Origin of the sequence: Rhodococcus sp. p52 (assembly GCF_000763325.2) — a bacterium.
In the GTDB taxonomy this organism is placed as follows: domain Bacteria; phylum Actinomycetota; class Actinomycetes; order Mycobacteriales; family Mycobacteriaceae; genus Rhodococcus; species Rhodococcus pyridinivorans.
This window is the reverse complement of sequence record NZ_CP016819.1, coordinates 1,652,575-1,678,383: the sequence shown is the minus strand read 5'-3', so window position 1 is coordinate 1,678,383 and position 25,809 is coordinate 1,652,575. Positions and strand designations below refer to the sequence as shown.

Genomic DNA, 25,809 nt, shown 5'->3' with positions numbered 1-25,809 from the left:
GGGGAACTGGATGCGCACGACACCGCCTGCGGAGCGATTCGGGCCGGGAACGGCGAGGGGTTACCGAGCGACCCATCGTCCCGAGGTGTGGGGAGCGCTGATCGGCGCGGGTGGCGCGTCGGCCTTCATGCTCGTGAACGGTGCCACTCTGGGATCACCGTGGACCTGGATCGTCGTTGTCGGATGGTTCTGCGCCATCGCTGTTTTCGTCTGGGCCGTGCTCATACGACCGCGGAGTTTCGAGCAGTTGGAGCCGCCCTCGAAGCAGGCATCGACGATCTACCTCGTGTCGGTCGCGGCCATGGTCGTGCTGATCGTCGGTGGCGCAAGGCTTCTCGCGTTGTTCGATCGTTCGGAACTGACGGTCGCGTGGGTGGTCTGCGTCGTCGGTGCGCACTTCGTTCCCTTCGCACGGGCCTTCGGCCGCGCGATGTTCCGGGTCATGGGCTGGGGAATGCTGGTGATCGGAATCGTCGGTCTGGCAGGAGGTCTCGCATCGCCTGCCGTGGCAGCCGTCGCCGGTGTCGCGGCGGGGCTGTGGATGTTCGCCGTGATGGCCGCCGACGCCGTCGGCCGACCTCTCGTCACCGGGCGTCGGCCCGACTCCACAGTTCCTCGAGCGCCTCGTTGACTCGTTCCGGCTGCTGGACGTGCGGGTAGAAACCGGGAACTTCGAGCAGTTCTCCCCCGATCCGGTCGGCGACGACCCGCGCCGTGACCGTCAGCGGATCTCCCGCCAGCCGCTTGTACTCGTCGGGTGCGCCCGCCCAGTCACCGACGACGACGAGCTTCGGCCACGGCGCCGCCGCGAGCGACTCGAGGGGGATGTCGGCGTCCCAGCACGGTCTCTCCCGCATCGACGTCGCCGCTGCGCGTAGTCGCTTCGGGGTGGGTTCCGTCGGCGGCATGCCGACGCTCTCCGTGATGAGACGCAGATAGTCCTCCGCAGTGAGCTCGGGCGGGAGCGTCACCTGGGACGCGCGAGCGCGGACGAGGTTCTCGGCGACCACCGGTTCGCTCTCCGCAACCTTCAGGCACCCGGGCTGGATCAGGCACAGCGACCGCACCAGGTCCGGCCGTTCCACCGCCGCGAGCATCGCTGCGACCGCACCGTACGAATGTCCGACGAGATGGGCGCCGTCACCGAGCAGTTCGACGATGTCGGCGGCGTCCACCTCGTAGTCGGTGCGATGGGCCCCGTCGAGATCCGGCGAGTCGCCGTGCCCGCGGCGGTCCATCAGGATCAGCCGACGTGACGCCCCCAAGGGCCGCTGCCGACCGAATCCGTAGGTCTCGTCGTCTCCCCAGGCCAGCACCCCGTGCACGAGAACGGCCGGCGGGACGTCGGATTCGGCGGGGCCGACGATCGTCGAGCAGACGCGATTCACAGTTCCCCTTCCGATTGCGAGCATGCAGACGCGAACCTATCGGAAGACCTGGGCGGATGCAGGTAGCCCGACCCACACTCCCTCGGGCGCTTCGTCGACTCCGCAGTCCACTCGCAATCAAGTTCGCTATCCGCCACAGCAATTGCTGCGGCGGATAGCAAAAGCCGTAGCGGATGCTTCGGACCCCGGCCTTGGCGACCTGCAGACATGAGAAAAGCCCCTCACCTGCACTAACAGGTAAGGGGCTCTCTGGCGGTGGCGGTGGGATTTGAACCCACGGACGGGGGTTACCCGTCACGCGCTTTCGAGGCGCGCTCCTTCGGCCGCTCGGTCACGCCACCGCTGACGACTCTAGCGGATTGCAGGCCTCATCCTGAAATCGCCTGGTCACAGCTCCGAAGCCGGCCCTCGATGTTCCCGGAAGAACGCCTCGAGCACGGCCGCGCACTCGGCTTCGAGCACACCACCGCGCACTTCCGGACGGTGCGTGAGGCGCCGATCGCGCACCACGTCCCACAGCGACCCGACGGCGCCCGTCTTCGGCTCCCACGCCCCGAAGACCACCCGCGATACCCGGGAGAGCACCGACGCTCCCGCGCACATCGTGCAGGGTTCGAGGGTCACGGCGAGGGTTGCGCCCTCGAGACGCCATCCGTCGCCGTAGACCTGCGCTGCCGCGCGCAGAGCGAGCACCTCGGCGTGCGCTGTGGGGTCGCCGGTGGCCTCGCGGGAGTTCGCCGCTCGCGCGATCTCGGTGCCGTCCGGCCCGAACACCACCGCGCCCACCGGTACGTCACCGGCGGGCGCGGCAGCGGCGGCCTCCAGCGCGACCCGGATCAATGCCTCGTCGTCGCGCAGCCCCATCTAACGGAGCTTGTCCAGGGTGTTACCCAGGACGTCGTCGAAACCGAGTCGCTGGGCGATCTCGTCGAGTTGCTCGTCGGGATACAGGTCGGTCTCCGACAGGATCACCGAGAGCACCGGCTCGGGCAGACCCATGTCGGCCAGGATGCCGAGGTCGCCTTCCTCCCACGGCTCGATGTCGTCGAGCTCGTCGGGATCGATATCGGGGATCTCGATGTTCAGCGCATCGAGGACGTCGGCGGCGATGTCGTAGTCGACGGCCATCGTCGCGTCGGACAGCAGCAACCTCGTTCCCGCAGGTGCGGGACGCACGATGATGAAGAATTCGTCGTCCACATTCAGCAGACCGAAGACTGCGCCGGAACTTCTCAGCTCCCGCAACTCGGTCACTGCGGTATCGAGACTCGTCAGTGCGGCACCGGACAACACCCGGCACTTCCAACGACCTTCCTCCCGCGTCACGGCGACGGCGAAGCCGTCGAGGTCGTCGCTCGAATTCCCGGCGGGGTTCCCGCTCTGGGTCACGGAAGGGCTCTTGTTCCCTACACGCTGTGCAGCCATGGGCGCAACGGTAGTCGGCCACGTCCGGTGAATGAAGCCCAGCACGGGATATGCCAACCTGATGAGGTGTCCTCAGCCGTCTCTTCCCCGCCCGTCTGTGTCCTCGGCCTCGGTCTGATCGGTGGTTCTCTGCTGCGCGCCGCCGCGGCCACCGGAAGGCAGGCGTGGGGTTACAACAGGTCGTCGCAGGCCGTGGAGGCCGCCGTCGCCGACGGCTTCGACGCGTCCACCGACCTCACGGCCACGCTGCGTCGCGCAGCCGACACCAGCGCCCTGGTGGTGATCGCGGTGCCGATGCCGGCAGTGGGCAGCATCCTCGAGGCGGTGGCCGAGCACGCCCCCGAGGTCGCGCTCACCGACGTGGTGAGCATCAAGGCGGAAGTGGCCGCTGCCGTCGCCGCTCACGGCCTGTCGCGGCGTTTCGTGGGTGGACACCCCATGGCAGGTACGGCGGAGTCCGGCTGGACCGCTGGGACCGCCGACCTGTTCCGCGACGCGGTGTGGGTGGTGACCGTCGACGACGGCACCGATCCCGAGGTGTGGCGGCAGGGCGCCGACCTCGCGCTCGACTGCGGCTCCGTCGTCGTGCCCGCCGAATCCCGGGAGCACGACGCGGCGGTCGCGCGAGTCTCCCATCTCCCCCATCTCCTCGCCGAAGCGCTGGCCCTCTCGGGCGCCGGAGGCGGCGATCTCGCACTCGGTCTCGCCGCCGGCTCCTTCCGGGACGGCACACGGGTCGCCGCGACGGCCCCGGCCCTGGTCGACGCGATGTGCGAAGGCAACGCGGAAGCCCTGCTGGTCGCGCTGGACGAGACACTCGAGGTGCTGAGAACGGCCCGGGAGCAACTGGCCGACCGCAGCACCTCCGAACTCACCCGCGCCGGTCACGCGGCTCGGACCCGCTACGAACAGCGCCGTCGCGACCCCATCGTCGGCACGCAGCCCGGCGACGAGGGCTGGATCGCAGCGTTCCGCGAGGCCGGACGACGCGGTGGAGTGTGGACACGATGAACCTCCGCGACATCGCCTCGGCGCTGACCACCGGCAAGACGACCCCCACCGAACACGTCCGCTCGGTTCTCGCCGAACTCGACGCCCTCGTCGGGACCCCCTGGGGGAACACCGTCGCCGCCCGCAACGACGAGGCGACGCTCGAAGCCGCAGCCCTCGCCGACGAGCAGATCGCCGCCGGGAGCTGGATCGGCCCGTTGCACGGCGTCGCGGTCGCGGTGAAGGACAACATCGACGTCGCCGGGTTCCCCACCCGCTGCGGCAGCGCGGTCCTCGCCGATGCGCCTCCGGCCCGGCGCGATGCTCGCGTCATCGAGAAGCTCCGCGAAGCCGGAGCCATCGTGGTGGCGAAGACCCATCTCCACGAGTTCGCCTACGGGCCCACCGGGTCGATCAATGTGTCCGGCGCGGCCCCCCACCCCCACAACCCGGACCTGATCAGCGGTGGTTCGTCGTCGGGCTCCGCAGTGCTGGTCGCGAGGGGCGTCGTGCCCGTCGCGCTGGGAACCGACACCGGCTGCAGCGTCCGTACCCCGGCGGCACTGTGCGGGATCGTCGGATTCAAGCCGGGCTTCGGTGCCCTGCCCGAGCAGGGCGTGTTCCCGCTGTCGACGACCTTCGACCACGTCGGTCTGCTCGCCGCCGACGCTCTGGACGCCTCACTCGCGTGGGGCGCCCTTCCGGGCATCGCGCACCTGCGCACCCCGGTCTCCGAACTGCGCATCGGACGCCTGCGGGGCGGCATCTGGGATCTGTCACCCGTCTTCGACGAGGCCGTCGAGACGGCGTGCCGCACCCTCACGGATCTGGGCGCCCGCGTCGTCGACGTGGAACTGCCCGAGACCGACGAGATGCTCGAGCTGTATCCCGTGGTCACCGGCTCGGAAGCATACGAGACGCATCGCGCGTGGTTCGAAGCCGATCCCGACCGCTACCAGCCTCCGACGGCCGCTCTGCTCGCCGCGCAACGCGACCGGCCGGCCTACGAATACATCCACGCGGCCCGGGCGGTGGCGCGACTACGTCACGACGTCGTGCACCGCCTCCGCACCGTGGACAAGCTCGACGCGCTGATCACCGTCACTACCGGCGTGCGTTCGGCGCCGCTGACGAGCGATCCCGTCGAGCTGCGCGCACCGCTGCTGCAGATGTGTATCCCGTTCAGCGTCCTCGGTGTCCCCGCCCTGTCGGTGCCGGCTCCTGACGGCGGGGCGTCGCCGGGCGGACTCCAGATCGTCGGCCTCACCGGCGGCACGCACGGGCACGGCAGCCACCCCGCCGAATCGGCCGCGTTCGCCGTGGCGATGGCGGTGGAGGCGTCGGGACAGCCCTAGATGCGGGAGGCGAGTCCTCGGTACTCGAGGACGAAGCCGTCCTCGTCGACGGTCACCGACGACGACGAGCGCGGCGACAGCACATGGATGCCGTCGGACGCACTGCTGTAGACGACCGTCGCCTCCTCGATGCTGAGATCGATGAGGTTGACGTAGACGACGGGCACCTCCACGTCGTCGGCTCCGGCCTGCAGGTCGTGCCGGCGGATGGGCAGGGCGTTGAAGAACGGGCTGAACACCACATCGACGTCCAACGCCCCGCCGAAGGTGGACCGCTGATGGTCGATGCCGTTGTCGGACATCCAGATGCCCTCTTCGGACCGAGTGAGGGACATGTGCCGTTCGCCCGAAGCGAGGGTGGTGCGCACCGACAATCGGCGGGGGACACCGTTCTCATCCGTCACCAGGTCGTACGACGCGCTGAAGGCCGGATGGTCGGTGCACTCCGCACCCACGATGCGACCGGACGCCTTGATGCGGCGGCCGGAGAGCTGTACTCGTACCGACTCCATCCGAGACGCATCGGCCGCACGCCACGTGAGTAGCGCGGGCCACGTCGACGCGGAACCGGTGGCGTCAGAGGCTGGGGTGCTCACGGTCTATACGGTATGCGACGAAGCGCACACGGTGGGCAGCGGTGCCGTGATTCGTCCACAACACGGTTGCGGCGGGGCCCACCTGCTCACGCCGTGTCCGGCAACGCCTCGTGCCGGGACATCTGACGCAGGTGGTGTGAGAACACCGACAGCGCCGCGGCGCCCACGGCGACGTTGAGCAGCGCCCCGAACTCCTGGACGGCGAACTCCAGCACGTCGACGAAGAAGACGGTGATCAACGCGGCCGTCCGGAGCGCACGGATCGCCCACCTCCGCCTGCGCCACAAACCCACCGATCCCACCACGCACAGCAGGACGGTGACGCCGGAGCCGACGAGCTGGATCACGGTCACCACGTTGCTCGTCCGCGCGGCGAGATCCTCCTCCAAGGTCGCAGCGGCATTGAGGAGAATGCCGACGGAGAAAACGGTGAGCAGGGCTGCCGCGACGCGGACGCTGCGCTCACCTCGCAGTCGCTCCGGCAGCCGGAGCGACACCCACGAGAAGCGCGACGGTACCTCCCGGCACCGGGCGAGCAGGAGATCGATCTGTTCGACGACCTCGGGATCGACTCCACCCTCACGTGCGCGTTCGAGCTGCACTCGCGCCTGGTCGCGATCGGTCGGGGTCAGGCCGTGGGCGAGCCCGTCCGTCGCCGTGAGCGCGGCGTTGGCGAGATACTCGTCGGGCGACGGCCCGCGACGGAGGTGCACCGCTCGATTGACGACGAGCAGCAACACGACCACCACGTACATGATCGCCACCGAGGGTCGGTAGAAGTAGTCGTTGGTCTTCGTGACGAACTTGCCGACCTCGTCGAGGAAGAGACCGAACCCGATACCGCCGAGCAGCACCGCGATGCGGTCGGGCGCCCTGCCGATGAAGGTCAACGAGACCATCAGCGCGGCGACCATGAGCAGACCGCCCCACAGCACGTGAGCGATGTGCAGGACCGACCCGCCGACCTGCGGATAGCCCGTCAGATGCAGGTACAGACGGGTGACGAGGATGGTCGCGACCGTGATGATCAGAAGTGCTTCGACCTGCGCGGACGACGCGGTGTCCCGCAACAACCGAGAACGGGAACGGGTCCGCACCGCTGTCATGGCACGCGAGCTTATCCGGCTCGGGTTCTCCTCGGGTTCTTCCTCCGGATTCGGCGGCGCGGCGCCTGCGCGGAGCGACTCCCCAATCTTGTGTGTGGCCTAGAGTCGCTCTATGCGCACAGTGTGGACAGTTCCTCCGAACATTGCCCAAACTCTGTTGGAATCTCCCGAGATCCAGATGTTCCTGACCAGCAACGAGTTGCCGGATACAGCGGACGATCCACGCCAGAGACTTGCGGAGTTCACCCACGCGCTCGGCGCCCTCAGCCGTCACATCGGACGCACCTTCGGTTCCGTGGACGCAGCCAACCGCGAACTGTTCGGCGGCTCCGCCGGCAAGGTCCCCGTGGCACTGCGCCTGACCGTCCTGCGGGCTCTCGTGAACCATGTCGAAGACCGCGCCCCCAGCCCGAAACTGCTTCCGAAGAACATCTGCGACCAGCTCGGCGCCTACGTCTACGCCCTGCTCGACCCTCGCGACCGGAGCATCTTCTACGTCGGCGCCGGACGCGGAAATCGCATCTTCACCCTCGTCTGGACGGCGCTCGGAGAGACCTCGAAGCTGACCGAGGCCGGCGAGAAGACACCGCTGGCCACCCCCGAGACCGAGGCGGCTCTGCGGCGCATCCGAACCGTCTACGAGTCCGGCTACGCGGTGGAGCATTTCGTCGTGGCCGACGCGCTGAACCCGAAGACCGACGCCGACCACACCGCCGCAGTGACGGCCGAAGCGGTCATCGCGGCGCTCGGACTGACCGAACCGCACCGCGGCGAATGCGTACTCACCAACCTGGCGGGCGCAACCGAGGAGTCCGAAGCCGATCGCACGGCGATCCCGATCGCGGAGCTCGTCCGTCAGTACTCGGCCTCGCCTGCTCCCGAGCTGCCGACGCCATGTGTGGTGCTGCGGGTCAACGAAGCGAAGAAGGCGTCGCCGGCTGCGGTGCGCGAACTCGCGTCCAAGCCGTGGCCGGCAGGATCGGCGGCGCGTGGAATCGACGGACTGCCGATCATCGTCGTCGCCGACAACATCGTCCGCGCGGTCTACCGCGCTACCGGGTGGGAGGCAGCCGCTCGCACGGAGGAGAACGGCGGCACGATCCTCTACCGGTTCGTTGGGGAGGCCGACGAAGAGCTCGAGGGCAAGTTCGTGAACACTCGCGTCACGCCGGACCGGCTGGGTCTCAAGCGTTGGCCGTCGCACGGTTGGGCTCCGCGTCTGACGCGTGCACTGCCGCGGCCGGTCGCGCGTCCGAAGGCACCGCGCCCCTGATTCTCCGGCTGCTTCCCGGTTCGTCTGCGGACCGGGAAGCAGCTCGTGCCGGTTCTCGAAAACCGTTGGGCCGGCACATTTTCTGCATAAGAAAACACGAAAGGGGACCCACAGTGTGGGTCCCCTTTCGGAACGGGTGTTCGGCGGTGTCCTACTCTCCCACACCCTGTCGAGTGCAGTACCATCGGCGCAGACAGGCTTAGCTTCCGGGTTCGGAATGGGACCGGGCGTTTCCCTGTCGCTATGACCGCCGTAACTCTATGAAACAATAGTCCACGCAGATTCCTCGAATCACCTGCTGCTGCAGGATTTTCGGATCTGTGTGTGTTGTTTCAGATACCGCACAGTGGACGCGTAACATCTTCGTGGTAAGTCCTCGGCCTATTAGTACCGGTCACCTCCACCCATTGCTGGGCTTCCAGTTCCGGCCTATCAACCCGGTGGTCTGCCGGGGGCCTTACCCCCTCGAGGGGGTGAGAAACCTCATCTTGGAACAGGCTTCCCGCTTAGATGCTTTCAGCGGTTATCCCTTCCGAACGTAGCCAACCAGCCATGCCCCTGGCGGGACAACTGGCACACCAGAGGTTCGTCCGTCCCGGTCCTCTCGTACTAGGGACAGCCTTCCTCAAGTTTCTAACGCGCGCGGCGGATAGAGACCGAACTGTCTCACGACGTTCTAAACCCAGCTCGCGTGCCGCTTTAATGGGCGAACAGCCCAACCCTTGGGACCTACTCCAGCCCCAGGATGCGACGAGCCGACATCGAGGTGCCAAACCATCCCGTCGATATGGACTCTTGGGGAAGATCAGCCTGTTATCCCCGGGGTACCTTTTATCCGTTGAGCGACACCGCTTCCACATGCCGGTGCCGGATCACTAGTCCCGACTTTCGTCCCTGCTCGACCTGTCAGTCTCACAGTCAAGCTCCCTTGTGCACTTGCACTCGACACCTGATTGCCAACCAGGCTGAGGGAACCTTTGGGCGCCTCCGTTACATTTTGGGAGGCAACCGCCCCAGTTAAACTACCCACCAGGCACTGTCCCTGAACCAGATCATGGTCCGAGGTTAGAGGTCCAATACGATCAGAGTGGTATTTCAACAACGACTCCACCCATACTGGCGTATGAGCTTCACAGTCTCCCACCTATCCTACACAAACCGAACCGAACACCAATACCAAGCTATAGTGAAGGTCCCGGGGTCTTTTCGTCCTGCCGCGCGTAACGAGCATCTTTACTCGTAATGCAATTTCGCCGAGTCTGTGGTCGAGACAGCAGAGAAGTCGTTACGCCATTCGTGCAGGTCGGAACTTACCCGACAAGGAATTTCGCTACCTTAGGATGGTTATAGTTACCACCGCCGTTTACTGGGGCTTAAATTCTCAGCTTCGCGGATTGCTCCGCTAACCGGTCCTCTTAACCTTCCAGCACCGGGCAGGCGTCAGTCCGTATACATCGTCTTACGACTTCGCACGGACCTGTGTTTTTAGTAAACAGTCGCTTCTCTCTGGTCTCTGCGACCACCCCAGCTCGGACCGCAAGGGCCGTCACCGAGCGTGGTCCCCCTTCTCCCGAAGTTACGGGGGCATTTTGCCGAGTTCCTTAACCACAGTTCTCTCGATCGCCTCGGTATTCTCTACCTGACCACCTGTGTCGGTTTGGGGTACGGGCCGTGTACCAACTCACTAGAGGCTTTTCTCGGCAGCATAGGATCACTGAATTCCCCTCAACGGGTACGCATCACCTCTCAGGCTTGATGAATGGCGGATTTGCCTACCATTCGCCCTACCGGCTTACACCAGGTACTCCATCACCTGGCCCAGCTACCTTCCTGCGTCACCCCATCGCTTGACTACTACAATCAGGGTCCCGTGCAGCCATCCCCACAGTTCCCGAAGGAACAGCGGAAACTTTTGGACGGTTAGCACAACTGATTCGCCATTGGGCGCGGATACACGGGTACGGGAATATCAACCCGTTGTCCATCGACTACGCCTGTCGGCCTCGCCTTAGGTCCCGACTCACCCTGGGCGGATTAACCTGGCCCAGGAACCCTTGGTCATCCGGCGGACGAGTTTCTCACTCGTCTTTCGCTACTCATGCCTGCATTCTCACTCGCGCAGCCTCCACACCTGGATCACTCCGGCGCTTCCACGGCTGCACGACGCTCCCCTACCCACCCACACCACTGCACACGTTCCCGCAGGAACGAATGGGTGTTGTGTGAGTGCCGCGGCTTCGGCGGTGTACTTGAGCCCCGCTACATTGTCGGCGCAGAACCACTTGACCAGTGAGCTATTACGCACTCTTTCAAGGGTGGCTGCTTCTAAGCCAACCTCCTGGTTGTCTCAGCGATCCCACATCCTTTTCCACTTAGTACACGCTTAGGGGCCTTAGCCGGCGATCTGGGCTGTTTCCCTCTCGACTACGAAGCTTATCCCCCGCAGTCTCACTGCCGCGCTCTCACTCACCGGCATTCGGAGTTTGGCTGATTTCGGTAAGCTTGTGGGCCCCCTAGACCATCCAGTAGCTCTACCTCCGGTGAGAAACACGCGACGCTGCACCTAAATGCATTTCGGGGAGAACCAGCTATCACGGAGTTTGATTGGCCTTTCACCCCTACCCACAACTCATCCCCTCAGTTTTCAACCTAAGTGGGTTCGGGCCTCCACGACGTCTTACCATCGCTTCACCCTGGCCATGGGTAGATCACTCCGCTTCGGGTCTAGAACATGCCACTACATACGCCCTATTCGGACTCGCTTTCGCTACGACTACCCCACACGGGTTAACCTCGCGACATGCCACTAACTCGCAGGCTCATTCTTCAAAAGGCACGCCATCACCCACCACGAACTGAATCGTGCATCGGCTCTGACGGATTGTAAGCGCACGGTTTCAGGTACTATTTCACTCCCCTCCCGGGGTACTTTTCACCTTTCCCTCACGGTACTAGTCCGCTATCGGTCACCAGGGAGTATTCAGGCTTATCGGGTGGTCCCGACAGATTCACACCGGATTTCACGGGCCCGGTGCTACTCGGGTACTTCTCACGAGAGCCGGCAAGTTTTCGTCTACGGGATTCTCACCCTCTACGACAGGCCGTTCCAGACCACTTCGACTAACCAACCGGTTTCTTACTCTCGCCCGTCATGACAGTGACGGGAAGAAAAGCCCCACAACCCCACGGATGCAACGCCTGCCAGCTATCACACACCCATGGTTTAGCCTCATCCGCTTTCGCTCGCCACTACTCACGGAATCACATGTTGTTTTCTCTTCCTGTGGGTACTGAGATGTTTCACTTCCCCACGTTCCCTCCACACACCCTATATATTCAGATGCGGGTAACACGACATCACTCGTGCTGGGTTTCCCCATTCGGAAATCCTCGGATCACAGCTCGGTTGACAGCTCCCCGAGGCATATCGCAGCCTCCCACGTCCTTCATCGGCTCCTGGTGCCAAGGCATCCACCGTACGCTCATAAACACTTACAACAAAGATGCTCGCGTCCACTGTGCAGTTCTCAAACAACACACAACAACCCCTACCAACGCCGGCCACACGGCCAACCGCCTTCGTAAGTCATCGTCGCTGATCAAACACATTGCGTGTTCTCTCAGGACCCAACAGTGCACCGATATAACCACCGCGACGAGGATCTGTATCCCCGCCATACGCGGTGATGATTGTCAGCGTTCCACCCATGAGCACCACCGGATTACCTGTGAATCCGTAATGGCTCTGCCTGCTCCCCCAGCACCTACGTGCTGGTCCGAGACAGGAGATGCTCCTTAGAAAGGAGGTGATCCAGCCGCACCTTCCGGTACGGCTACCTTGTTACGACTTCGTCCCAATCGCCGATCCCACCTTCGACGGCTCCCTCCCACAAGGGGTTAGGCCACCGGCTTCGGGTGTTACCGACTTTCATGACGTGACGGGCGGTGTGTACAAGGCCCGGGAACGTATTCACCGCAGCGTTGCTGATCTGCGATTACTAGCGACTCCGACTTCACGGGGTCGAGTTGCAGACCCCGATCCGAACTGAGACCGGCTTTAAGGGATTCGCTCCACCTCACGGTATCGCAGCCCTCTGTACCGACCATTGTAGCATGTGTGAAGCCCTGGACATAAGGGGCATGATGACTTGACGTCGTCCCCACCTTCCTCCGAGTTGACCCCGGCAGTCTCCTGCGAGTCCCCACCATCACGTGCTGGCAACACAGGACAAGGGTTGCGCTCGTTGCGGGACTTAACCCAACATCTCACGACACGAGCTGACGACAGCCATGCACCACCTGTCTACCGGCCACAAGGGAAACCACATCTCTGCAGTCGTCCGGTACATGTCAAACCCAGGTAAGGTTCTTCGCGTTGCATCGAATTAATCCACATGCTCCGCCGCTTGTGCGGGCCCCCGTCAATTCCTTTGAGTTTTAGCCTTGCGGCCGTACTCCCCAGGCGGGGCGCTTAATGCGTTGGCTACGGCACGGATCCCGTGGAAGGAAACCCACACCTAGCGCCCACCGTTTACGGCGTGGACTACCAGGGTATCTAATCCTGTTCGCTACCCACGCTTTCGCTCCTCAGCGTCAGTTACTGCCCAGAGACCCGCCTTCGCCACCGGTGTTCCTCCTGATATCTGCGCATTTCACCGCTACACCAGGAATTCCAGTCTCCCCTGCAGTACTCGAGTCTGCCCGTATCGCCTGCAAGCCCGCAGTTGAGCTGCGGGATTTCACAGACGACGCGACAAACCGCCTACGAGCTCTTTACGCCCAGTAATTCCGGACAACGCTCGCACCCTACGTATTACCGCGGCTGCTGGCACGTAGTTGGCCGGTGCTTCTTCTCCCACTACCGTCACTTGCGCTTCGTCATGGGTGAAAGAGGTTTACAACCCGAAGGCCGTCATCCCTCACGCGGCGTCGCTGCATCAGGCTTGCGCCCATTGTGCAATATTCCCCACTGCTGCCTCCCGTAGGAGTCTGGGCCGTGTCTCAGTCCCAGTGTGGCCGGTCGCCCTCTCAGGCCGGCTACCCGTCGTCGCCTTGGTAGGCCATTACCCCACCAACAAGCTGATAGGCCGCGGGCTCATCCTGCACCGAAAAACTTTCCACCCCTCGCCATGCAGCAAGAGGTCATATCCGGTATTAGACCCAGTTTCCCAGGCTTATCCCAGAGTGCAGGGCAGATCACCCACGTGTTACTCACCCGTTCGCCACTAATCCACCCAGCAAGCTGGGCTTCATCGTTCGACTTGCATGTGTTAAGCACGCCGCCAGCGTTCGTCCTGAGCCAGGATCAAACTCTCCGTTGAAGACTCACAATCACCCCGAAGGGGCAATCAGTCAAAGACAAAAGAGTCAAATCACTAGCAAAAAAACTCAAACTAGCTCAAACACTGATCATCCCAGACGGAAGAATGAGACGATCAGCAAATACCCACCCCATCGAAAATGATGGAGCGGAGTACCAAAAACATTTGGCACTGACATTCATCGGCACACTGTTGAGTTCTCAAAGAACACGCGCACATCATCACGCTTCGGACTGACGTCCGAAGCGCTCTGAGGCAACTGTTCCAGCCTACTTCCTCGTCCTCACGAACGCAAGTCCGTGTGGTTTTCGGAACCAGGGGCGGCTCGAAACCTTACCAGAAGGTTCGTGGCCATCAAATTCGCAGGCGCCTTCGTCCAACCTCGTTGTCCCGTTCCTCTCGGCCCGGGTCGGTGTCCGTGTCGCTCTGACCTGGAATAAGTTACGCGAACATGTCCGAGAACACCAAATCGCCAGGTCAAGGACTGTTTTGGTCACCTGGTGCCCGTCACGAGAGGGGTAGGGCCACCCCTCCATCGTGGTGCTCGTCGCGTCCGCTCACGGATCCCCCTACTTCTCGAGTAACGTTCACCGTTGAGCTGAGCGAGGAAGGGTGCCGTGACGTCGACGGGGAACATGGTGGGGTTGTTCGCCGGTATCGGCGGACTGGAGCTCGGACTCGGGCGACACGGGTGGAACACCGAACTCCTCTGCGAGATCGAGCCGGGTGCTCAGGCAGTACTACGCACGCGCTTCCCCGACGTTCCGCTCCATCCGGACGTCACGCGTCTCCGCTCTCTTCCCCGCGATACGGAACTGGTCGCCGCAGGTTTCCCGTGCCAGGACCTCTCCCAGGCCGGACGCACGGCCGGCATCACGGGATCGAAGTCCGGGCTGGTCGACGAAGTGTTCCGTCTCGTGAAGCGTAAGAACGGCCCGCGCTGGCTCGTCGTCGAGAACGTTCCCTTCATGCTGCAGCTCGGCCGCGGTGCGGCGATGCGCCACATCACCGACGCGCTCGAGGAGCTCGGCTACATGTGGGCCTATCGCGTCGTCGATGCCCGCGCGTTCGGTCTCCCCCAGCGTCGGCACCGCGTCCTGATGGTCGCCTCACGCACGGACGATCCCCGCACGGTGTTGTTCGGCGAGGACGCCGGCATGCCCATGGAGGGCAATCCCGATCTGTTCCCGTGCGGCTTCTACTGGACCGAGGGTGTGCGCGGTCTCGGATGGGCCGTCAACGCCGTGCCCACGCTCAAGGGCGGTTCGACTCTCGGTATCGCAAGCCCTCCGGCCGTGCGGCTGCCGTCCGGCGAGATCGTCACCCCCGGCCTGACCGATGCGGAGAGGCTCCAAGGATTCGACGCCGACTGGACCGCACCTGCCGTCGAGGCGCCCGGTGTCCGTGCCGGGCATCGGTGGCGTCTGGTCGGCAATGCCGTCAGCGTGCGGATGGCGTCGTGGGTGGGCCACCGCCTGAACAACCCCATCGCCTACAGCTCCGACCACGAGACCCCGCTGCTTCCGGGCGACACCTGGCCGACCGCCGCGTGGGGTGCCCGCGGACAAGCGTTCCGCGTGCACGAGTCGCAGTGGCCCGTCCAGGCTCCCTACGAGGACCTCGGCGGTTTCCTCCTCGACGCCCGTCTGTTGTCGGCACGGGCGACGGCAGGTTTCCTCCGACGCGCACGCTCCGGCAACCTGCGTTTCCTGCCCGGATTTCTCGAGGACGTCGAGAACCATCTCGAACGCATGGGTGGCTTCCCGCGAGTGGCGGCCTGAAAGCCATTGTGATGGTGTCGTCGGATCGGCCCGGGACGGATCCGCGTACGAGTGCGCGGATGAGCCGGCAGCGCCGACGCGACACCGTTCCCGAAGTGGCGTTGCGCAAGGAACTGCATCGCCGGGGGCGGCGGTTCTTCGTCGACCGAGCTCCCCTGCCCGGTATGCGACGCCGGGCCGACCTCGTCTTCCCTCGTCGTCGGGTCGCGGTCTACGTGGACGGATGCTTCTGGCACAGCTGCCCGCAGCACGCGACGTTCCCGAAGAACAACGCCGAGTGGTGGGCGGCCAAGCTCGCCGCCAACGTGCAGCGCGATCGGGACACCGATGCACGTCTGCAGGCCGCGGGCTGGACGGTGGTGCGGGTGTGGGAGCACGAGGATCCCGTCGTCGCCGCGACGCATGTGGAGGATGCTCTGTCGGCTCCTCCGGAAACGGATGCAGGGCCGGCGCAGGTGTGATCCCCCGCACCGGCCCCGAGACCTATCCGATCAGCCCTTCGTGAGTTGCGCGTACCGCGCGACGTGCTGTTCGGCGGTGCCGAACTCGTACTCGATCGCGGTCAGTCGCTTGAAGTAGTGCCCGACGGCGAGCTCCTCCGTCATGCCCATGCCGCCGTGGAGTTGGACGGCGTTCTGGCCGACGAAGCGTGCCGCACAGCTGATCGTCGCCTTCGCGGCCGAGACCGCGCGTGCCCGCGTGGCGTCGTCGCTGTCGAGATGGAGAACGGCCAGGTAGGCGGCGGACACCGCCTGCTCGACCTCCATGTACATGTCGACCATGCGGTGCTGGAGCGCCTGGAAGCTGCCGATGGGCTGACCGAACTGCTGACGTTGCTTGGCGTACTCGACGGTGTCGGCGAGCACCTTGCGCATGAGGCCCACCGCTTCGGAGGACACGGCGGCGGTCGCTTCGTCGATGCCGCGTGAGACGGACGGCCATGCGCCTCCCTCCTCGCCGAGCAGCGAGTCGGCGGGTAGTCGCAGACCCGAGAAGACGATGTCGGAGGCGCGTCGGTCGTCGATCGTGCGGTAGGAGTGGATCTCCACACCGGTCGGCGGGTTCGCGGGGTCGAAGTCGACGAGGAACAGCGAGATGCCGTCGGTGTCGGTGCGCTCGCCCGACGTGCGGGCGGTGACGAGCAGGTGCGTTGCGAGCGGAGCGCTGGTGACGACGGTCTTCTCACCGTCGATGACCCACTCGTCGCCCTCGCGACGCGCGGTGGTGGACACGTCGTGGAAGACGTATCCGGAGGTGGGCTCGGTCGCGGCGAACGCCGTGACGGCTTCACCGGCAGCGATCGCCTCGAGGACGGACCGGGCTCGATCGGCCCCTGCACGACCGAGCAGCCCCCCCCCGAGGACGACCGTGTCGACGTACGGTTCGATGACGAGTGCGTGCCCGAGTGCCTCGGACACCACCATCAACTCGACCGGTCCGCCGCCCATCCCTCCTACCTCTTCCGGAAGCGTGGCCCCGAGGATTCCGAGATCCTCGGCGAATGCCCGCCACACCTCCGGTTGCCAACCTTCGCCGGTGGTCGCGACCTTCCGGCTTTGCGCCAGGTCGTAGCGACCGGCGAGGAACTTGGTGACCGAATCACGAAGGAGCTCCTGCTCCTTGCTCAAACCGAAGTCCATCAGAGCCCCAATGCTGCTTTGGCGAGAATGTTTCGCTGGATCTCGTTGCTGCCGGCGTAGATCGACCCGGCACGGTCGTTGAAGTAACGCAGCGGCGCGACGGCCTGCCATTCCTCACCGCTGACGTAACCGTCGGCGGGCGGCACGTAGTCGGCCACCGGACCGCCGGGCGCGGTGATGTGCGGCTGGTAGACCCGACCGCGCGGACCGGCCGCTTCGAGGGTCAGCTGGGTGATCGTCTGGCTGAGTTCGGTGCCCAGGATCTTGAGCATCGACGACGCGGGACCGGGATTCTTGCCCGCGGACAACGCTGCGAGAGTGCGGTATTCGAGGATCTCGAGCACTTCGGTGCGGATACGCGCCTCGGCGAGCTTGGCGGAGAACGCCGGATCGTCGATGAGTCTGCCACCCGACGGACCGGGCTGTTCGGCGGCCGCCTCGGCGATCCGTTCGGCCATGACCTGCAGGGCCGGCGCTGCCGCCGCTCCCCCGCGTTCGAAGACGAGCAGGTACTTCGCGACGGTCCAGCCGTCGTCGATCTTCCCGAGCACGTTCTTCTTCGGGACACGCACACCGTCGAAGAAGACCTGGTTCTGTACTTCCTCACCGGACGTCATGACCAGAGGGCGGATCTCGATGCCGGGCGAGGTCATGTCGATGAGCAGGAAGGTGATGCCCTGCTGCTTGCGACCGGTCTTCGACGTGCGCACGAGCGCGAACATCCAGTTCGCCTCGGTGGCGTGCGTGGTCCAGATCTTGCTGCCGGTGACGATCAGGTCGTCGCCGTCGTCGACCGCCGCCATGCTGAGCGAGGCGAGGTCGGAGCCGGCCTCGGGCTCGGAGTAGCCCTGACAGAAGAAGACCTCGCCCGTGAGGATCCGGGGCAGGAAGTAGCTCTTCTGTTCTTCGGTGCCGTAGGCGACGATCGCGTGCGCGACCATGCGGATGCCCATCGGCGACAGGTTCGGGGCGCCCGCGAGGATCGACTCGCGGCTGAAGATGTAGTGCTGCGTCTGCGTCCAGTCGCATCCGCCGTACTCGACCGGCCAGGCCGGCGCCGCCCAACCACGCTCATGGAGGATGCGCTGCCACTCCATGCTCGCTTCGTGGTCGGAGTACACGCTCGTCGCGAGTCGGCCGGCCCGCCGCAGTTCGGACGTCAGCTTCTCCTCAAGAAACGATCGCACCTCGTCTCTGAAGGCGGCGTCGGCCTCTGACCACGCAAGTTCCATGTCTTCTCCCCGGAGAGCGCGACCGCCGTTGCCGGACCATCGTGCGAATTGTCGTTAACTTTTTGAGAGTGGTACGAAATCTACTTCCACCCCAGCGGGCTCGTCAATAGACGGATATCACCTGCGGTACCGGCAGGATCTCCGACCGGGGACACGAACGATCGAGTCCCCGACTCCAGGTGGAGGGTCAGCTCGACACGAAGACGGAACGTTCACTCGTAGCGCAGGACCGGGGACGGTGGCGTTTCACCTCATGACTGCGGTCACATACTCTGATAGAACCTTGTTCCCGATAATGTAAACGTCACTCTTTCATCGTCGGCGCGCATCGAAAATTCGGAGGGCATTCGAGTGAAGTTCCGGAGCGGGACCGCATTCATGAAGGCCACGGAGATGCCGGCCGCCGCCCGCATGCTCGACGACGCCGGATTCCACGGCCTGCTCGTCTCGGACCACCTCATCTACCCGAAGGAGTTGAAGACGGTCTACCCCGGGCACGAGAGCGGCAAGCCGTTCTGGTCGCCGGAGACCGGGTCTCCATCGGACTGTCCGCGGGATGGATGCGCGAGGAGTTCGAACTGCTCGGCCAGGACTTCGACAACCGCGGGCCCCGGCTGAACGAGATGATCCGGGCGCTGCGCGAACTGTGGAAGGGAGGATGGGTCTCGTTCCGGGGCGAGTACTACGACATCCCCGAGATGACCATCGAACCCCACCCGCCGAGCCCGGTACCGATCCTGTGCCGGCGTCATGGTGTCGCCGTGGGCCAACTGGGAGGCCACCCACTCGGGCGACCACGATCACCTCCTCGGCACCGCCGAGCAGTACCGCGCGCCGATCGAGGACTTCGCCGAGAGGATCATCGCGAAGCTCACGTGAGCGCAACCGGAAACAGTAATCCTCGAACGAGAAAACCCTCACCGACAGGATCGATGAGGGTTTGGTCTGTGTGCCCGAAGGGGTCGAACCTAGCCTGTCAGGCGGACGTAACCGTCCGGTCGGCACCTCTGCCGCCAACTCGTCGTACCAGATCATGACGTCGTCGTAGTCGGGAGCGCCCTCCGGTGTCGCGACATTGTCACGGAGGCACTGGGCAAGAATCTCCATCTGTTTGTTGGACCAGGACCGATCTTGCACACCCTCCTGCAGTCCGGGGAAGTCACGTGACGCCCCTTGCGGAGTGAAGATAGCCACAAAGATGTCGCTGAAGCCGGTCAGCAAGCCGTGTCGATTCTGTGTCGTGGCGACTCCGTAACCAGATACGAGAAAACCCTCACCGGAGTACCGGTGAGGGTTTTCGTGTGTGCGCCCGAAGGGATTCGAACCCCTAACCTTCTGATCCGTAGTCAGATGCTCTATCCGTTGAGCTACGGGCGCATGTGTATTCAATTGTCGTTGGTGAGGCTACACCAACTGGCGGAGGCGAGAGGATTTGAACCTCCGGTCCCCGGTAAGGGGGACAACTCATTAGCAGTGAGTCCCATTCGGCCGCTCTGGCACGCCTCCTCGGGGATTCGATGCTCTCGAACCGCCGGATCGAAACATTACACATGCCCCCAGGGGAAACGCAAAACGCCTGTTCAGAGGCGTGTAGATGGACGGTCTCCCCCATCCTGCCGACCGGCGGTCTCACGACGAGGCGCATAATCGGCTCGTGACTCCACGGCCCCGCCCCGACCTCGAATCGATCCCCGCCTACGTTCCGGGCCGCTCGTTCCCCGGTGCGGTGAAGCTCGCCAGCAACGAGACGACCATGGGTCCGCTCCCCAGCGTCCGGGAGGCGATCGCCGACGCTGCCGCCGGCCTCAACCGCTACCCCGACAACAGCGCGACGGAGCTCATCGCGGCACTGTCGGAACGACTCGGCGTCCCGACCGAGCAGATCGCCGTGGGCTGCGGATCGGTGAGCCTGTGCCAGGAGCTCGTGCAGATCACGTGCGATGCGGGCGACGAGGTGATCTTCGCGTGGCGGTCGTTCGAGGCGTACCCGATCATCGCGGCCGTCGCCGGCGCGACCGCCGTGCGCGTCCCGAACACCGCGGACCACGGTCACGACCTGAAGGCCATGCTCGCCGCGATCACCGACCGCACGCGGCTGATCTTCGTGTGCAATCCCAACAATCCCACCGGGTCGCTGCTGGGCAAGGAGGAGCTCGCGCAGTTCCTCGACGCCGTCCCCGAGCACATCGTCGTCGCCCTCGACGAGGCGTACTTCGAGTACGTCCGCCCCGAGCCCGGTGAGGATCTGGCCGACGGTCTCGAGCTCGCGGAGGGTCGCCGCAACGTCGTCGTGCTCCGCACCTTCTCCAAGGCCTACGGTCTCGCCGGTATCCGCGTCGGATACGCGGTCGCCGACCCGTCCGTCGTGACGGCGCTGAGCAAGGTCCACACCCCATTCTCCGTGAACTCGCTCGCCCAGACGGCTGCCGTGGCCTCGCTCGCCGCCGCGACCGAGTTGCTCGCGCGCACCGAGGGCGTCGTCGCCGAGCGGGAACGGGTCCACGCGGCACTCGTCGAGGCCGGCTACGAGGTGCCCACAAGTGCCGCGAACTTCCTCTGGCTGCCGCTGGGTGAACGCTCCGCCGCGTTCTTCGAAGCCGCAGCGGAGGCAGGCGTGGTGCTCCGCAACTTCACGGGCGAGGGCACCCGGGTGACGATCGGCGACCCGCATGAGAACGATCTCTTCCTCGACTTCGCAACCGGGCAGGGACGGGCACTCGCCGGCATCGGCTGATCCTGTGACGAGACCCAACCGTTATAGCTGGGTATCGGTGGCGTGATCCGGCCCTGACAGACTCGGGCGGTCGGATCGGGTCGGGTGGCGGAGGAACTGCATGGGGGCAGGCAAGGTGCGGCGCGCCCTGTCGACCTGCGCAGTCGTCGGCTCACTGGTCGCCTTCGGTGGTGCGGCACCTGCCGGAGCCGCGCCGACGAGCACAATCCCCTCGAACGCCGTCCCGCTCCGGGTGATCGCATTCGGCGACCTGCACGGAAATCTGCTGCCCCCGCAGGGACTGCACGGCGAGGTCGTCCGGTCGGACGGCGTCTCGGTCCCCGCGGGGGGGGCGGCCTATCTCGCCGCCTACGTCCGGCAGCTCAGGGAACAGGCCGACAACTCCGTGCTCTACGCCGTGGGCGACACGTGGGGTTCGTCGCCGCTCGAGTCGGGCCTGTTCCACGACGAGCCGACCATCGCCCTGCTCGACGAACTCGATCTCACCGCCGCGACCCTCGGCAACCACGAACTCGACCGCGGCTACGCCGAACTCGAGCGACTGCGGGACGGCGGTTGCCACCCGAAGGAAGGGTGCATCTACACCGAACCGTTCGAGGGCGCGAACTTCCCGATCCTCGGCGCCAACCTCACCACGACGGACGGCACACCGGCCGCACTCCCCTACAGCATCGACTACGTCGACGGACTGCCCGTGGGCGTCATCGGTGTCGTGCCGAGCAACACCCCCGACATCATCCGGCCCGACGCGATCGCGGGACTGCAGTTCGAGGACGAGATCGCCGCTGTCAACCGCACCGCAGACAGCCTCGGTGCGCTCGGCGTCCGTTCGATCGTGGTGCTCTACAAGGGCGACATCGGGGCCATCGACGGCGACGATCCGTGTCCGAGCGGGGACGACGGAGCGGCGGCGATCGCGACGTCCGTCTCCCCCGACGTGGACCTCATCGTCACCTCCGACGGCGACCGGCACTTCAACTGCACCTACACCGACCCGGCGGGCAGGCCGCGCACCGTCGTGCAGGGTGCTTCGCACGGGCGCATCCTGTCGGTCGCCGACCTCGTCATCGACCGGCAGAGCCGGGAGGTGCTGCGCGACCGAACCGTCGTGTTCACGCAGGTCGTCACGCACGACATCGATCCGGATCCGACCACTCTCGAGTTCGTCGACCGGGCAGTCGAGAAGTCGGCGGAGGTCGCGAACCGGTCCATCGCGCGCATCGGCGCCGACGTCACGCGCAGCGAGAGCCCGAGCGGAGAGTCGGCGCTGGGCAATCTGGTGGCCGACGCACAACTCGCGGCGACGCGGCATCTCGGCGCGCAGATCGCGCTGATGAACCCCGGCGGACTCCGCGGCGACCTCCTCGCCGGCGACGGCACCGTCTCGTACCGGGAGACCTACGCCGTGCAGCCCTTCGGGAGCATGCTGCAGGTGCTCGACCTCACCGGAGCCCAACTCGACGTGCTGCTCGAGCAGCAGTTTCAGGACAGCCCGGTCGGCTCGGAGGTCGAACGCATCCTGGCGCCCTCGCACAATCTGACCTACACGCTCGACCGCCTGGCGCCGCGCGGCGAACGGATCCGTTCGATCACGATCGACGGCGAGGCCGTCGACCCCGAGCGTGTGTACAAGGTCGTGATGAACAACTTCCTGGCCGGCGGCGGAGACGGTTTCACCGTGTGTACGGAAGCGCACGGACTGGTCGGCGCGGGCAAGGATCTCGACGCCCTCAACAACTATCTGGCGACCCGCTCACGCGTGGAGCCGCCGGCCGTCGACCGCATCCGCCTCCACTGAGACGGTGCCGTCGACGCGCGATCAGCGGAGTCGGAGTGCGTCGGCGAGGGTCGGCCACGCGGCCTTGATGTCGTCCTGCCAGTAGCCCCACGAATGCGTGCCCCACGGGCGGTAGACGACCTGCGCGGGGATACCGAGTTCGCGGAGGCGACGGTCGTAGGTGACGGTGCACACGAAGGTGCCGATCTCGAGCGGCGCGCCGACGGTGAGCACGTCCTGGCCGGCGCCGAGATCGTGCGGGCCGAGCAGGCCGTTGCCGGTGCTGAGGAAGACCTCCTTGCCGCGCAGCTTCTCGGCGTGCAGGTAGGAGTCGTGCTCCTCCCATCGGGCGTCGTCGGGCGGTCCCCACATGTTGTCGGGGTTGCCGCCCTTGTACGCGACGGTTCCGCGGACGGTGTCGCGGGAGCGGTCGCTGGAGGTGTCGTAGCAACCGCTGAGCGCCGCGACTCCCTGGTAGAGGTCGGGATTGCGGGTGATCAGGGACATCGCCCCGGTGGCGCCCATCGACAGGCCCGCGACGGCGTTGGTGCCGTTGCCGTCGAACTCGGCGTCGATCAGCGGGGGTAGTTCCTCAGTCAGGAAGGTCTCCCACTTGTTGATCCCGAGCACGGGGTCGGGGTTGTTCCAGTCGGTGTAGTAGCTCGCGGTGCCACCCACGGGAAGGACGACGTTGGTGTTCTTGTCGGCGAAGAACTCCGCGATGTCGGTGCGTTGGGTCCACGTGCTCTCGCGGAATTCGGACTCCTCGCCGGCGCTGACGCCGTCGAGCAGGTAGAGGGTGGGGCGCGCCCCCGCCGAGGCCGGGTGCAGCACCTGCACCGGCACGACCCGGTTCATCGCGGCCGAGTGGACGAACAGCTTCGTCTGCCTGTCGCCGACCCGCTCGACATGGTCGATCCTGGCCGACACCGGCTGCACGTGCGCCGGTTGTGCATGGATCGGTTGGGCATGGGCGATCGTCGTGCCGGAGACCGGCACCATCAGGGCCACCGCTACAGCCGCCGCGCGTCTCTTCACCATCGAACTCCCCGTCCCCCGACGACCTGCAGTGATCTCACAGTCACTACCTGTACCCGGTCAAGCGGACCTGCACGCGACCCTAATATTCACCCTCCTATTCGTGACGAATCGGAGGATCCACGGCCGCGTCGCCCCCGCCGGGCGGCGGGAGCGACGCGTGGGAGAGCTGTGTCGGTCAGCGGAGGTGGTGCACCTCCTGCAACCCGTAGACCGGGGTCGGGAGGCCCTCGTAACGCGCCTTGAGTTGCAGCGCCAAGTAGAGCGAGTAGTGCCGCGACTGGTGCAGGTTGCCGCCGTGGAACCACAGGCCGTCCTGCTGCGTGGGCTTCCACATGTTGCGCTGCTCACCCTCCCAGGGGCCGGGGTCCTTGGTGGTGTCGGAGCCCAGGCCCCAGCACTTGCCCACCTTGTCGGCGACCTCCTGCGAGATCAGGTCGGCGCCCCAGCCGTTCATCGAGCCGTAGCCGGTCGCGTAGACGACGAGATCGGCCTCGAGTTCGGTGCCGTCCTCGAGGATCACCGACGTCTCGGTGAGTTCGCGGACGTTGCCGTGGGCGAGCTTGATGTCGCCGTTCGCGACGAGTTCCGAGGCACCGACATCGATGTAGTAGCCGGATGCGCGACGCAGGTACTTCATGAACAGGCCCGAACCGTCGTCACCCCAGTCGTGCTGGAAGCCCGCCTTCTCGAGCCGGTCGTAGAACTCGGCGTCGCGTTCGCGGATCTTCTCGTAGATGGGGATCTGGAACTCGTGCATGATCCGGTACGGCAGGGACGCGAAGGTCAGGTCGGCCTTCTGGGTGGTGACGCCGGCGGCGAGGGCCCGCTCGGAGTACAGGTCGCCGAGACCGAGATCCATCAGCGAATCGGACCGGACGATGTGCGTCGACGAGCGCTGCACCATGGTGACGTCGGCGCCCACCTCCCACAGGGCACCGCAGATGTCGTGGGCACTGTTGTTGGCACCGATCACGACGGCCTTCTTGCCGGCGTAGGCGTCCGGACCCGGGTGGGCGCTGGAGTGGTGCTGCTCGCCGCGGAACAGGTCCATGCCGGGGAAGTCGGGGATGTTCGGCTTCCCCGACATGCCGGTCGCGATGACGAGCTGCTTCGGCCGGAGGACCACCGGTTCGCCGTCGCGCAGGACGTTGACGGTCCATTCGCCCGTTGCCTCGTCGTAGCTCGCGGAGGTGCACTCCGACTTCGACCAGTAGGGGACCTCCATCACCTTCGTGTACATCTCGAGCCAGTCCGCGATCTTGTCCTTGGGCGCGAAGACCGGCCAGTTGTCGGGGAACGGCATGTACGGCAGGTGGTCGTACCAGACGGGGTCGTGCAGACACAGCGACTTGTAGCGGCTGCGCCACTGGTCGCCGGGACGGTCGTGCTTGTCGAGCACGATTGCGGGAACACCGAGCTGACGCAGGCGCGCACCGAGCGCGATACCGCCCTGACCACCACCGATGATCACGATGTAGGGCTGACGCGTGTAACCGAGTTCGCGTTCCTCGATCTCGCGCTGCTCCGACCACGTGACCCTCTGCTTGTCGGCGCCGTGCTTCGTGCCGCGGGGACGACGCGTGCCCTTGTTCTCCTCGTATCCCTTCAGCTCCTGCATCGTGGTCAGCAGCGTGAAGGCGCGGTCCTGGCCGCTCTCCTCGTCGCGCTTGAGACGCAGGTGGCCGACGCCGCGACCGACCGCGGTCTCGAACGCGATCCAGGCGCTGAGTACGCCGTCGTCGTCGCTCGCTGGTTCGGTGGTGCGGAAGCCGCTGGGATCGGTGTCGGCGAGTCGCGCGTGCAGCATGTCCGAGACGCCCTCGCGTCCCTCGACGGTCTTGAGGTTCCAGGTGAAGGCGACCAGGTCGCGCCAGAAGGAATCGGTGCCGAACAGGCCCGCAGCGGCGTCGACATCGCGCTGTGCGAGGGCGGTTTCGAAAGCTCGCAACCAGGCATCGACGCGTTCGTCGGGCGTCGCGGTGCCGGAGGTCGTGGGCTTGTCGAGGGTGTCGGTCATGGTGAGTCCTTTCCCGTGGTGATGTGATCCAGGACACTCCTCGCGGCCGGTTCCCCGCAAGCGTTGCGTCACGTTGCACGGCGCCCCACTTGTGGCGCAGCACACATTTGCCACCTATGCTCCGAGGACGACG

19 protein-coding genes, 3 tRNA genes, 3 rRNA genes and 1 pseudogene are annotated in these 25,809 nt (G+C 65.3%); 11 read left to right on the top strand and 15 right to left on the bottom strand.

Annotation, left to right across the window (positions count from 1 at the left end):
- The first annotated feature begins 10 nt into the window (after positions 1-10).
- Positions 11-631 (top strand): hypothetical protein, encoded by a 621-nt coding sequence (locus IM25_RS07725; RefSeq protein WP_232333423.1) that lies wholly within the window; start codon positions 11-13, stop codon positions 629-631.
- Here the strand turns inward: IM25_RS07725 and IM25_RS07720 are convergent.
- The 4 genes from IM25_RS07720 to IM25_RS07705 form a co-directional block, all read right to left on the bottom strand.
- Positions 585-1,388: an alpha/beta fold hydrolase gene (locus IM25_RS07720; RefSeq protein ID WP_033097949.1), complete on the bottom strand. Its 804-nt coding sequence runs from the start codon at positions 1,386-1,388 to the stop codon at positions 585-587. The genes IM25_RS07725 and IM25_RS07720 overlap by 47 nt on opposite strands.
- 250 nt (positions 1,389-1,638) lie before the next feature.
- Positions 1,639-1,729 (bottom strand) — tRNA-Ser (locus tag IM25_RS07715).
- Positions 1,730-1,775: 46 nt separating this feature from the next.
- The gene (locus IM25_RS07710) at positions 1,776-2,252 is read right to left on the bottom strand and encodes a nucleoside deaminase (protein ID WP_019290311.1); all 477 of its coding nucleotides are present in this window, start codon (positions 2,250-2,252) and stop codon (positions 1,776-1,778) included.
- The gene (locus IM25_RS07705) at positions 2,253-2,813 is read right to left on the bottom strand and encodes a tRNA adenosine deaminase-associated protein (RefSeq protein WP_024102735.1); all 561 of its coding nucleotides are present in this window, start codon (positions 2,811-2,813) and stop codon (positions 2,253-2,255) included.
- A gap of 48 nt (positions 2,814-2,861) precedes the next feature.
- Between IM25_RS07705 and IM25_RS07700 the strand changes: the two genes are divergently transcribed.
- Together IM25_RS07700 and IM25_RS07695 are read left to right on the top strand one after the other, a co-directional pair.
- Complete coding sequence (locus IM25_RS07700) at positions 2,862-3,824, top strand: prephenate dehydrogenase (protein WP_065996491.1); 963 nt, start codon at positions 2,862-2,864, stop codon at positions 3,822-3,824.
- Positions 3,812-5,158, top strand: coding sequence for an amidase (locus IM25_RS07695; protein ID WP_065995928.1), 1,347 nt, complete (start codon positions 3,812-3,814; stop codon positions 5,156-5,158). The genes IM25_RS07700 and IM25_RS07695 overlap by 13 nt, the downstream gene beginning before the upstream one ends.
- On the opposite strand, the gene IM25_RS07690 is transcribed toward IM25_RS07695, so the two are convergent.
- Together IM25_RS07690 and IM25_RS07685 are read right to left on the bottom strand one after the other, a co-directional pair.
- Complete coding sequence (locus tag IM25_RS07690) at positions 5,155-5,754, bottom strand: putative glycolipid-binding domain-containing protein (protein ID WP_084294980.1); 600 nt, start codon at positions 5,752-5,754, stop codon at positions 5,155-5,157. The genes IM25_RS07695 and IM25_RS07690 overlap by 4 nt on opposite strands.
- 86 nt (positions 5,755-5,840) lie before the next feature.
- Positions 5,841-6,860, bottom strand: a complete 1,020-nt coding sequence (locus IM25_RS07685; RefSeq protein WP_033097952.1) for a hypothetical protein — start codon at positions 6,858-6,860, stop codon at positions 5,841-5,843.
- A gap of 157 nt (positions 6,861-7,017) precedes the next feature.
- Here IM25_RS07685 and IM25_RS07680 point away from each other — a divergent pair, with 157 nt between their 5' ends.
- Positions 7,018-8,133 (top strand): GIY-YIG nuclease family protein, encoded by a 1,116-nt coding sequence (locus tag IM25_RS07680; protein WP_231413647.1) that lies wholly within the window; start codon positions 7,018-7,020, stop codon positions 8,131-8,133.
- Positions 8,134-8,271: 138 nt separating this feature from the next.
- On the opposite strand, the gene rrf is transcribed toward IM25_RS07680, so the two are convergent.
- The 3 genes from rrf to IM25_RS07665 all read right to left on the bottom strand — a co-directional run bounded on the left by rrf (position 8,272) and on the right by IM25_RS07665 (position 13,454).
- A 5S ribosomal RNA gene (gene rrf / locus IM25_RS07675) occupies positions 8,272-8,388 on the bottom strand.
- 109 nt (positions 8,389-8,497) lie between these two features.
- Positions 8,498-11,631: ribosomal RNA gene (locus IM25_RS07670) — 23S ribosomal RNA — on the bottom strand.
- A 301-nt stretch (positions 11,632-11,932) separates the two neighbouring features.
- Positions 11,933-13,454, bottom strand: a 16S ribosomal RNA gene (locus IM25_RS07665).
- Together the 16S, 23S and 5S rRNA genes form the textbook arrangement of a ribosomal RNA operon.
- Positions 13,455-14,089: 635 nt before the next feature.
- Here IM25_RS07665 and IM25_RS07660 point away from each other — a divergent pair.
- Together IM25_RS07660 and IM25_RS07655 are read left to right on the top strand one after the other, a co-directional pair.
- Complete coding sequence (locus IM25_RS07660; protein WP_033097811.1) at positions 14,090-15,235, top strand: DNA cytosine methyltransferase; 1,146 nt, start codon at positions 14,090-14,092, stop codon at positions 15,233-15,235.
- A gap of 11 nt (positions 15,236-15,246) precedes the next feature.
- Positions 15,247-15,696, top strand: a complete 450-nt coding sequence (locus IM25_RS07655; RefSeq protein WP_033097812.1) for a very short patch repair endonuclease — start codon at positions 15,247-15,249, stop codon at positions 15,694-15,696.
- A 30-nt stretch (positions 15,697-15,726) separates the two neighbouring features.
- Here IM25_RS07655 and IM25_RS07650 read toward each other — a convergent pair whose 3' ends face one another.
- Both IM25_RS07650 and IM25_RS07645 read right to left on the bottom strand, forming a co-directional pair.
- The gene (locus IM25_RS07650) at positions 15,727-16,875 is read right to left on the bottom strand and encodes an acyl-CoA dehydrogenase family protein (RefSeq protein WP_033097813.1); all 1,149 of its coding nucleotides are present in this window, start codon (positions 16,873-16,875) and stop codon (positions 15,727-15,729) included.
- Positions 16,875-18,107, bottom strand: coding sequence for an acyl-CoA dehydrogenase family protein (locus IM25_RS07645; protein WP_033097814.1), 1,233 nt, complete (start codon positions 18,105-18,107; stop codon positions 16,875-16,877). The genes IM25_RS07650 and IM25_RS07645 overlap by 1 nt, the downstream gene beginning before the upstream one ends.
- A gap of 378 nt (positions 18,108-18,485) precedes the next feature.
- Here IM25_RS07645 and IM25_RS26710 point away from each other — a divergent pair, with 378 nt between their 5' ends.
- The 3 genes and pseudogenes from IM25_RS26710 to IM25_RS27365 all read left to right on the top strand — a co-directional run bounded on the left by IM25_RS26710 (position 18,486) and on the right by IM25_RS27365 (position 18,986).
- Complete coding sequence (locus IM25_RS26710; protein WP_230826342.1) at positions 18,486-18,725, top strand: hypothetical protein; 240 nt, start codon at positions 18,486-18,488, stop codon at positions 18,723-18,725.
- Positions 18,686-18,784, top strand: a pseudogene (locus IM25_RS26705) (TIGR03619 family F420-dependent LLM class oxidoreductase); the annotation flags it as partial. The gene IM25_RS26710 and the pseudogene IM25_RS26705, both read left to right, overlap by 40 nt.
- A gap of 73 nt (positions 18,785-18,857) precedes the next feature.
- Positions 18,858-18,986 (top strand): hypothetical protein, encoded by a 129-nt coding sequence (locus IM25_RS27365; protein ID WP_019290319.1) that lies wholly within the window; start codon positions 18,858-18,860, stop codon positions 18,984-18,986.
- Positions 18,987-19,411: 425 nt separating this feature from the next.
- On the opposite strand, the gene IM25_RS07635 is transcribed toward IM25_RS27365, so the two are convergent.
- Positions 19,412-19,484 (bottom strand) — tRNA-Arg (locus tag IM25_RS07635).
- A gap of 37 nt (positions 19,485-19,521) precedes the next feature.
- A tRNA-Ser gene (locus tag IM25_RS07630) sits at positions 19,522-19,613 on the bottom strand.
- A gap of 148 nt (positions 19,614-19,761) precedes the next feature.
- Between IM25_RS07630 and hisC the strand changes: the two genes are divergently transcribed.
- Positions 19,762-20,841, top strand: a complete 1,080-nt coding sequence (gene hisC / locus IM25_RS07625) for a histidinol-phosphate transaminase (protein ID WP_065995926.1) — start codon at positions 19,762-19,764, stop codon at positions 20,839-20,841.
- Positions 20,842-20,941: 100 nt separating this feature from the next.
- Positions 20,942-22,639, top strand: a complete 1,698-nt coding sequence (locus tag IM25_RS07620) for a bifunctional metallophosphatase/5'-nucleotidase (protein WP_033097816.1) — start codon at positions 20,942-20,944, stop codon at positions 22,637-22,639.
- A 21-nt stretch (positions 22,640-22,660) separates the two neighbouring features.
- On the opposite strand, the gene IM25_RS07615 is transcribed toward IM25_RS07620, so the two are convergent.
- Positions 22,661-23,659 carry an alpha/beta hydrolase gene (locus IM25_RS07615; RefSeq protein ID WP_065995925.1) on the bottom strand — a complete coding sequence of 333 codons (999 nt, stop codon included), beginning with the start codon at positions 23,657-23,659 and terminating at the stop codon, positions 22,661-22,663.
- A 175-nt stretch (positions 23,660-23,834) separates the two neighbouring features.
- The gene (locus IM25_RS07610; RefSeq protein WP_065995924.1) at positions 23,835-25,676 is read right to left on the bottom strand and encodes an NAD(P)/FAD-dependent oxidoreductase; all 1,842 of its coding nucleotides are present in this window, start codon (positions 25,674-25,676) and stop codon (positions 23,835-23,837) included.
- Between the last annotated feature and the right edge of the window lie 133 nt (positions 25,677-25,809).

Bases quoted from the DNA above. Each gene is read 5' to 3' on its own strand.
- IM25_RS27365 (WP_019290319.1), top strand. From the start codon at position 18,858: ATGGTGTCGCCGTGGGCCAACTGGGAGGCCACCCACTCGGGCGACCAC.
- IM25_RS07650 (WP_033097813.1), bottom strand. From the start codon at position 16,875: ATGGACTTCGGTTTGAGCAAGGAGCAGGAGCTCCTTCGTGATTCGGTC.
- IM25_RS07685 (WP_033097952.1), bottom strand. From the start codon at position 6,860: ATGACAGCGGTGCGGACCCGTTCCCGTTCTCGGTTGTTGCGGGACACC.
- IM25_RS07660 (WP_033097811.1), top strand. From the start codon at position 14,090: ATGGTGGGGTTGTTCGCCGGTATCGGCGGACTGGAGCTCGGACTCGGG.
- IM25_RS07710 (WP_019290311.1), bottom strand. From the start codon at position 2,252: ATGGGGCTGCGCGACGACGAGGCATTGATCCGGGTCGCGCTGGAGGCC.
- IM25_RS07615 (WP_065995925.1), bottom strand. From the start codon at position 23,659: ATGGTGAAGAGACGCGCGGCGGCTGTAGCGGTGGCCCTGATGGTGCCG.
- IM25_RS07645 (WP_033097814.1), bottom strand. From the start codon at position 18,107: ATGGAACTTGCGTGGTCAGAGGCCGACGCCGCCTTCAGAGACGAGGTG.
- IM25_RS07655 (WP_033097812.1), top strand. From the start codon at position 15,247: ATGGTGTCGTCGGATCGGCCCGGGACGGATCCGCGTACGAGTGCGCGG.
- IM25_RS07610 (WP_065995924.1), bottom strand. From the start codon at position 25,676: ATGACCGACACCCTCGACAAGCCCACGACCTCCGGCACCGCGACGCCC.
- IM25_RS07705 (WP_024102735.1), bottom strand. From the start codon at position 2,813: ATGGCTGCACAGCGTGTAGGGAACAAGAGCCCTTCCGTGACCCAGAGC.
- IM25_RS26710 (WP_230826342.1), top strand. From the start codon at position 18,486: ATGAAGGCCACGGAGATGCCGGCCGCCGCCCGCATGCTCGACGACGCC.
- IM25_RS07620 (WP_033097816.1), top strand. From the start codon at position 20,942: ATGGGGGCAGGCAAGGTGCGGCGCGCCCTGTCGACCTGCGCAGTCGTC.
- IM25_RS07725 (WP_232333423.1), top strand. From the start codon at position 11: ATGCGCACGACACCGCCTGCGGAGCGATTCGGGCCGGGAACGGCGAGG.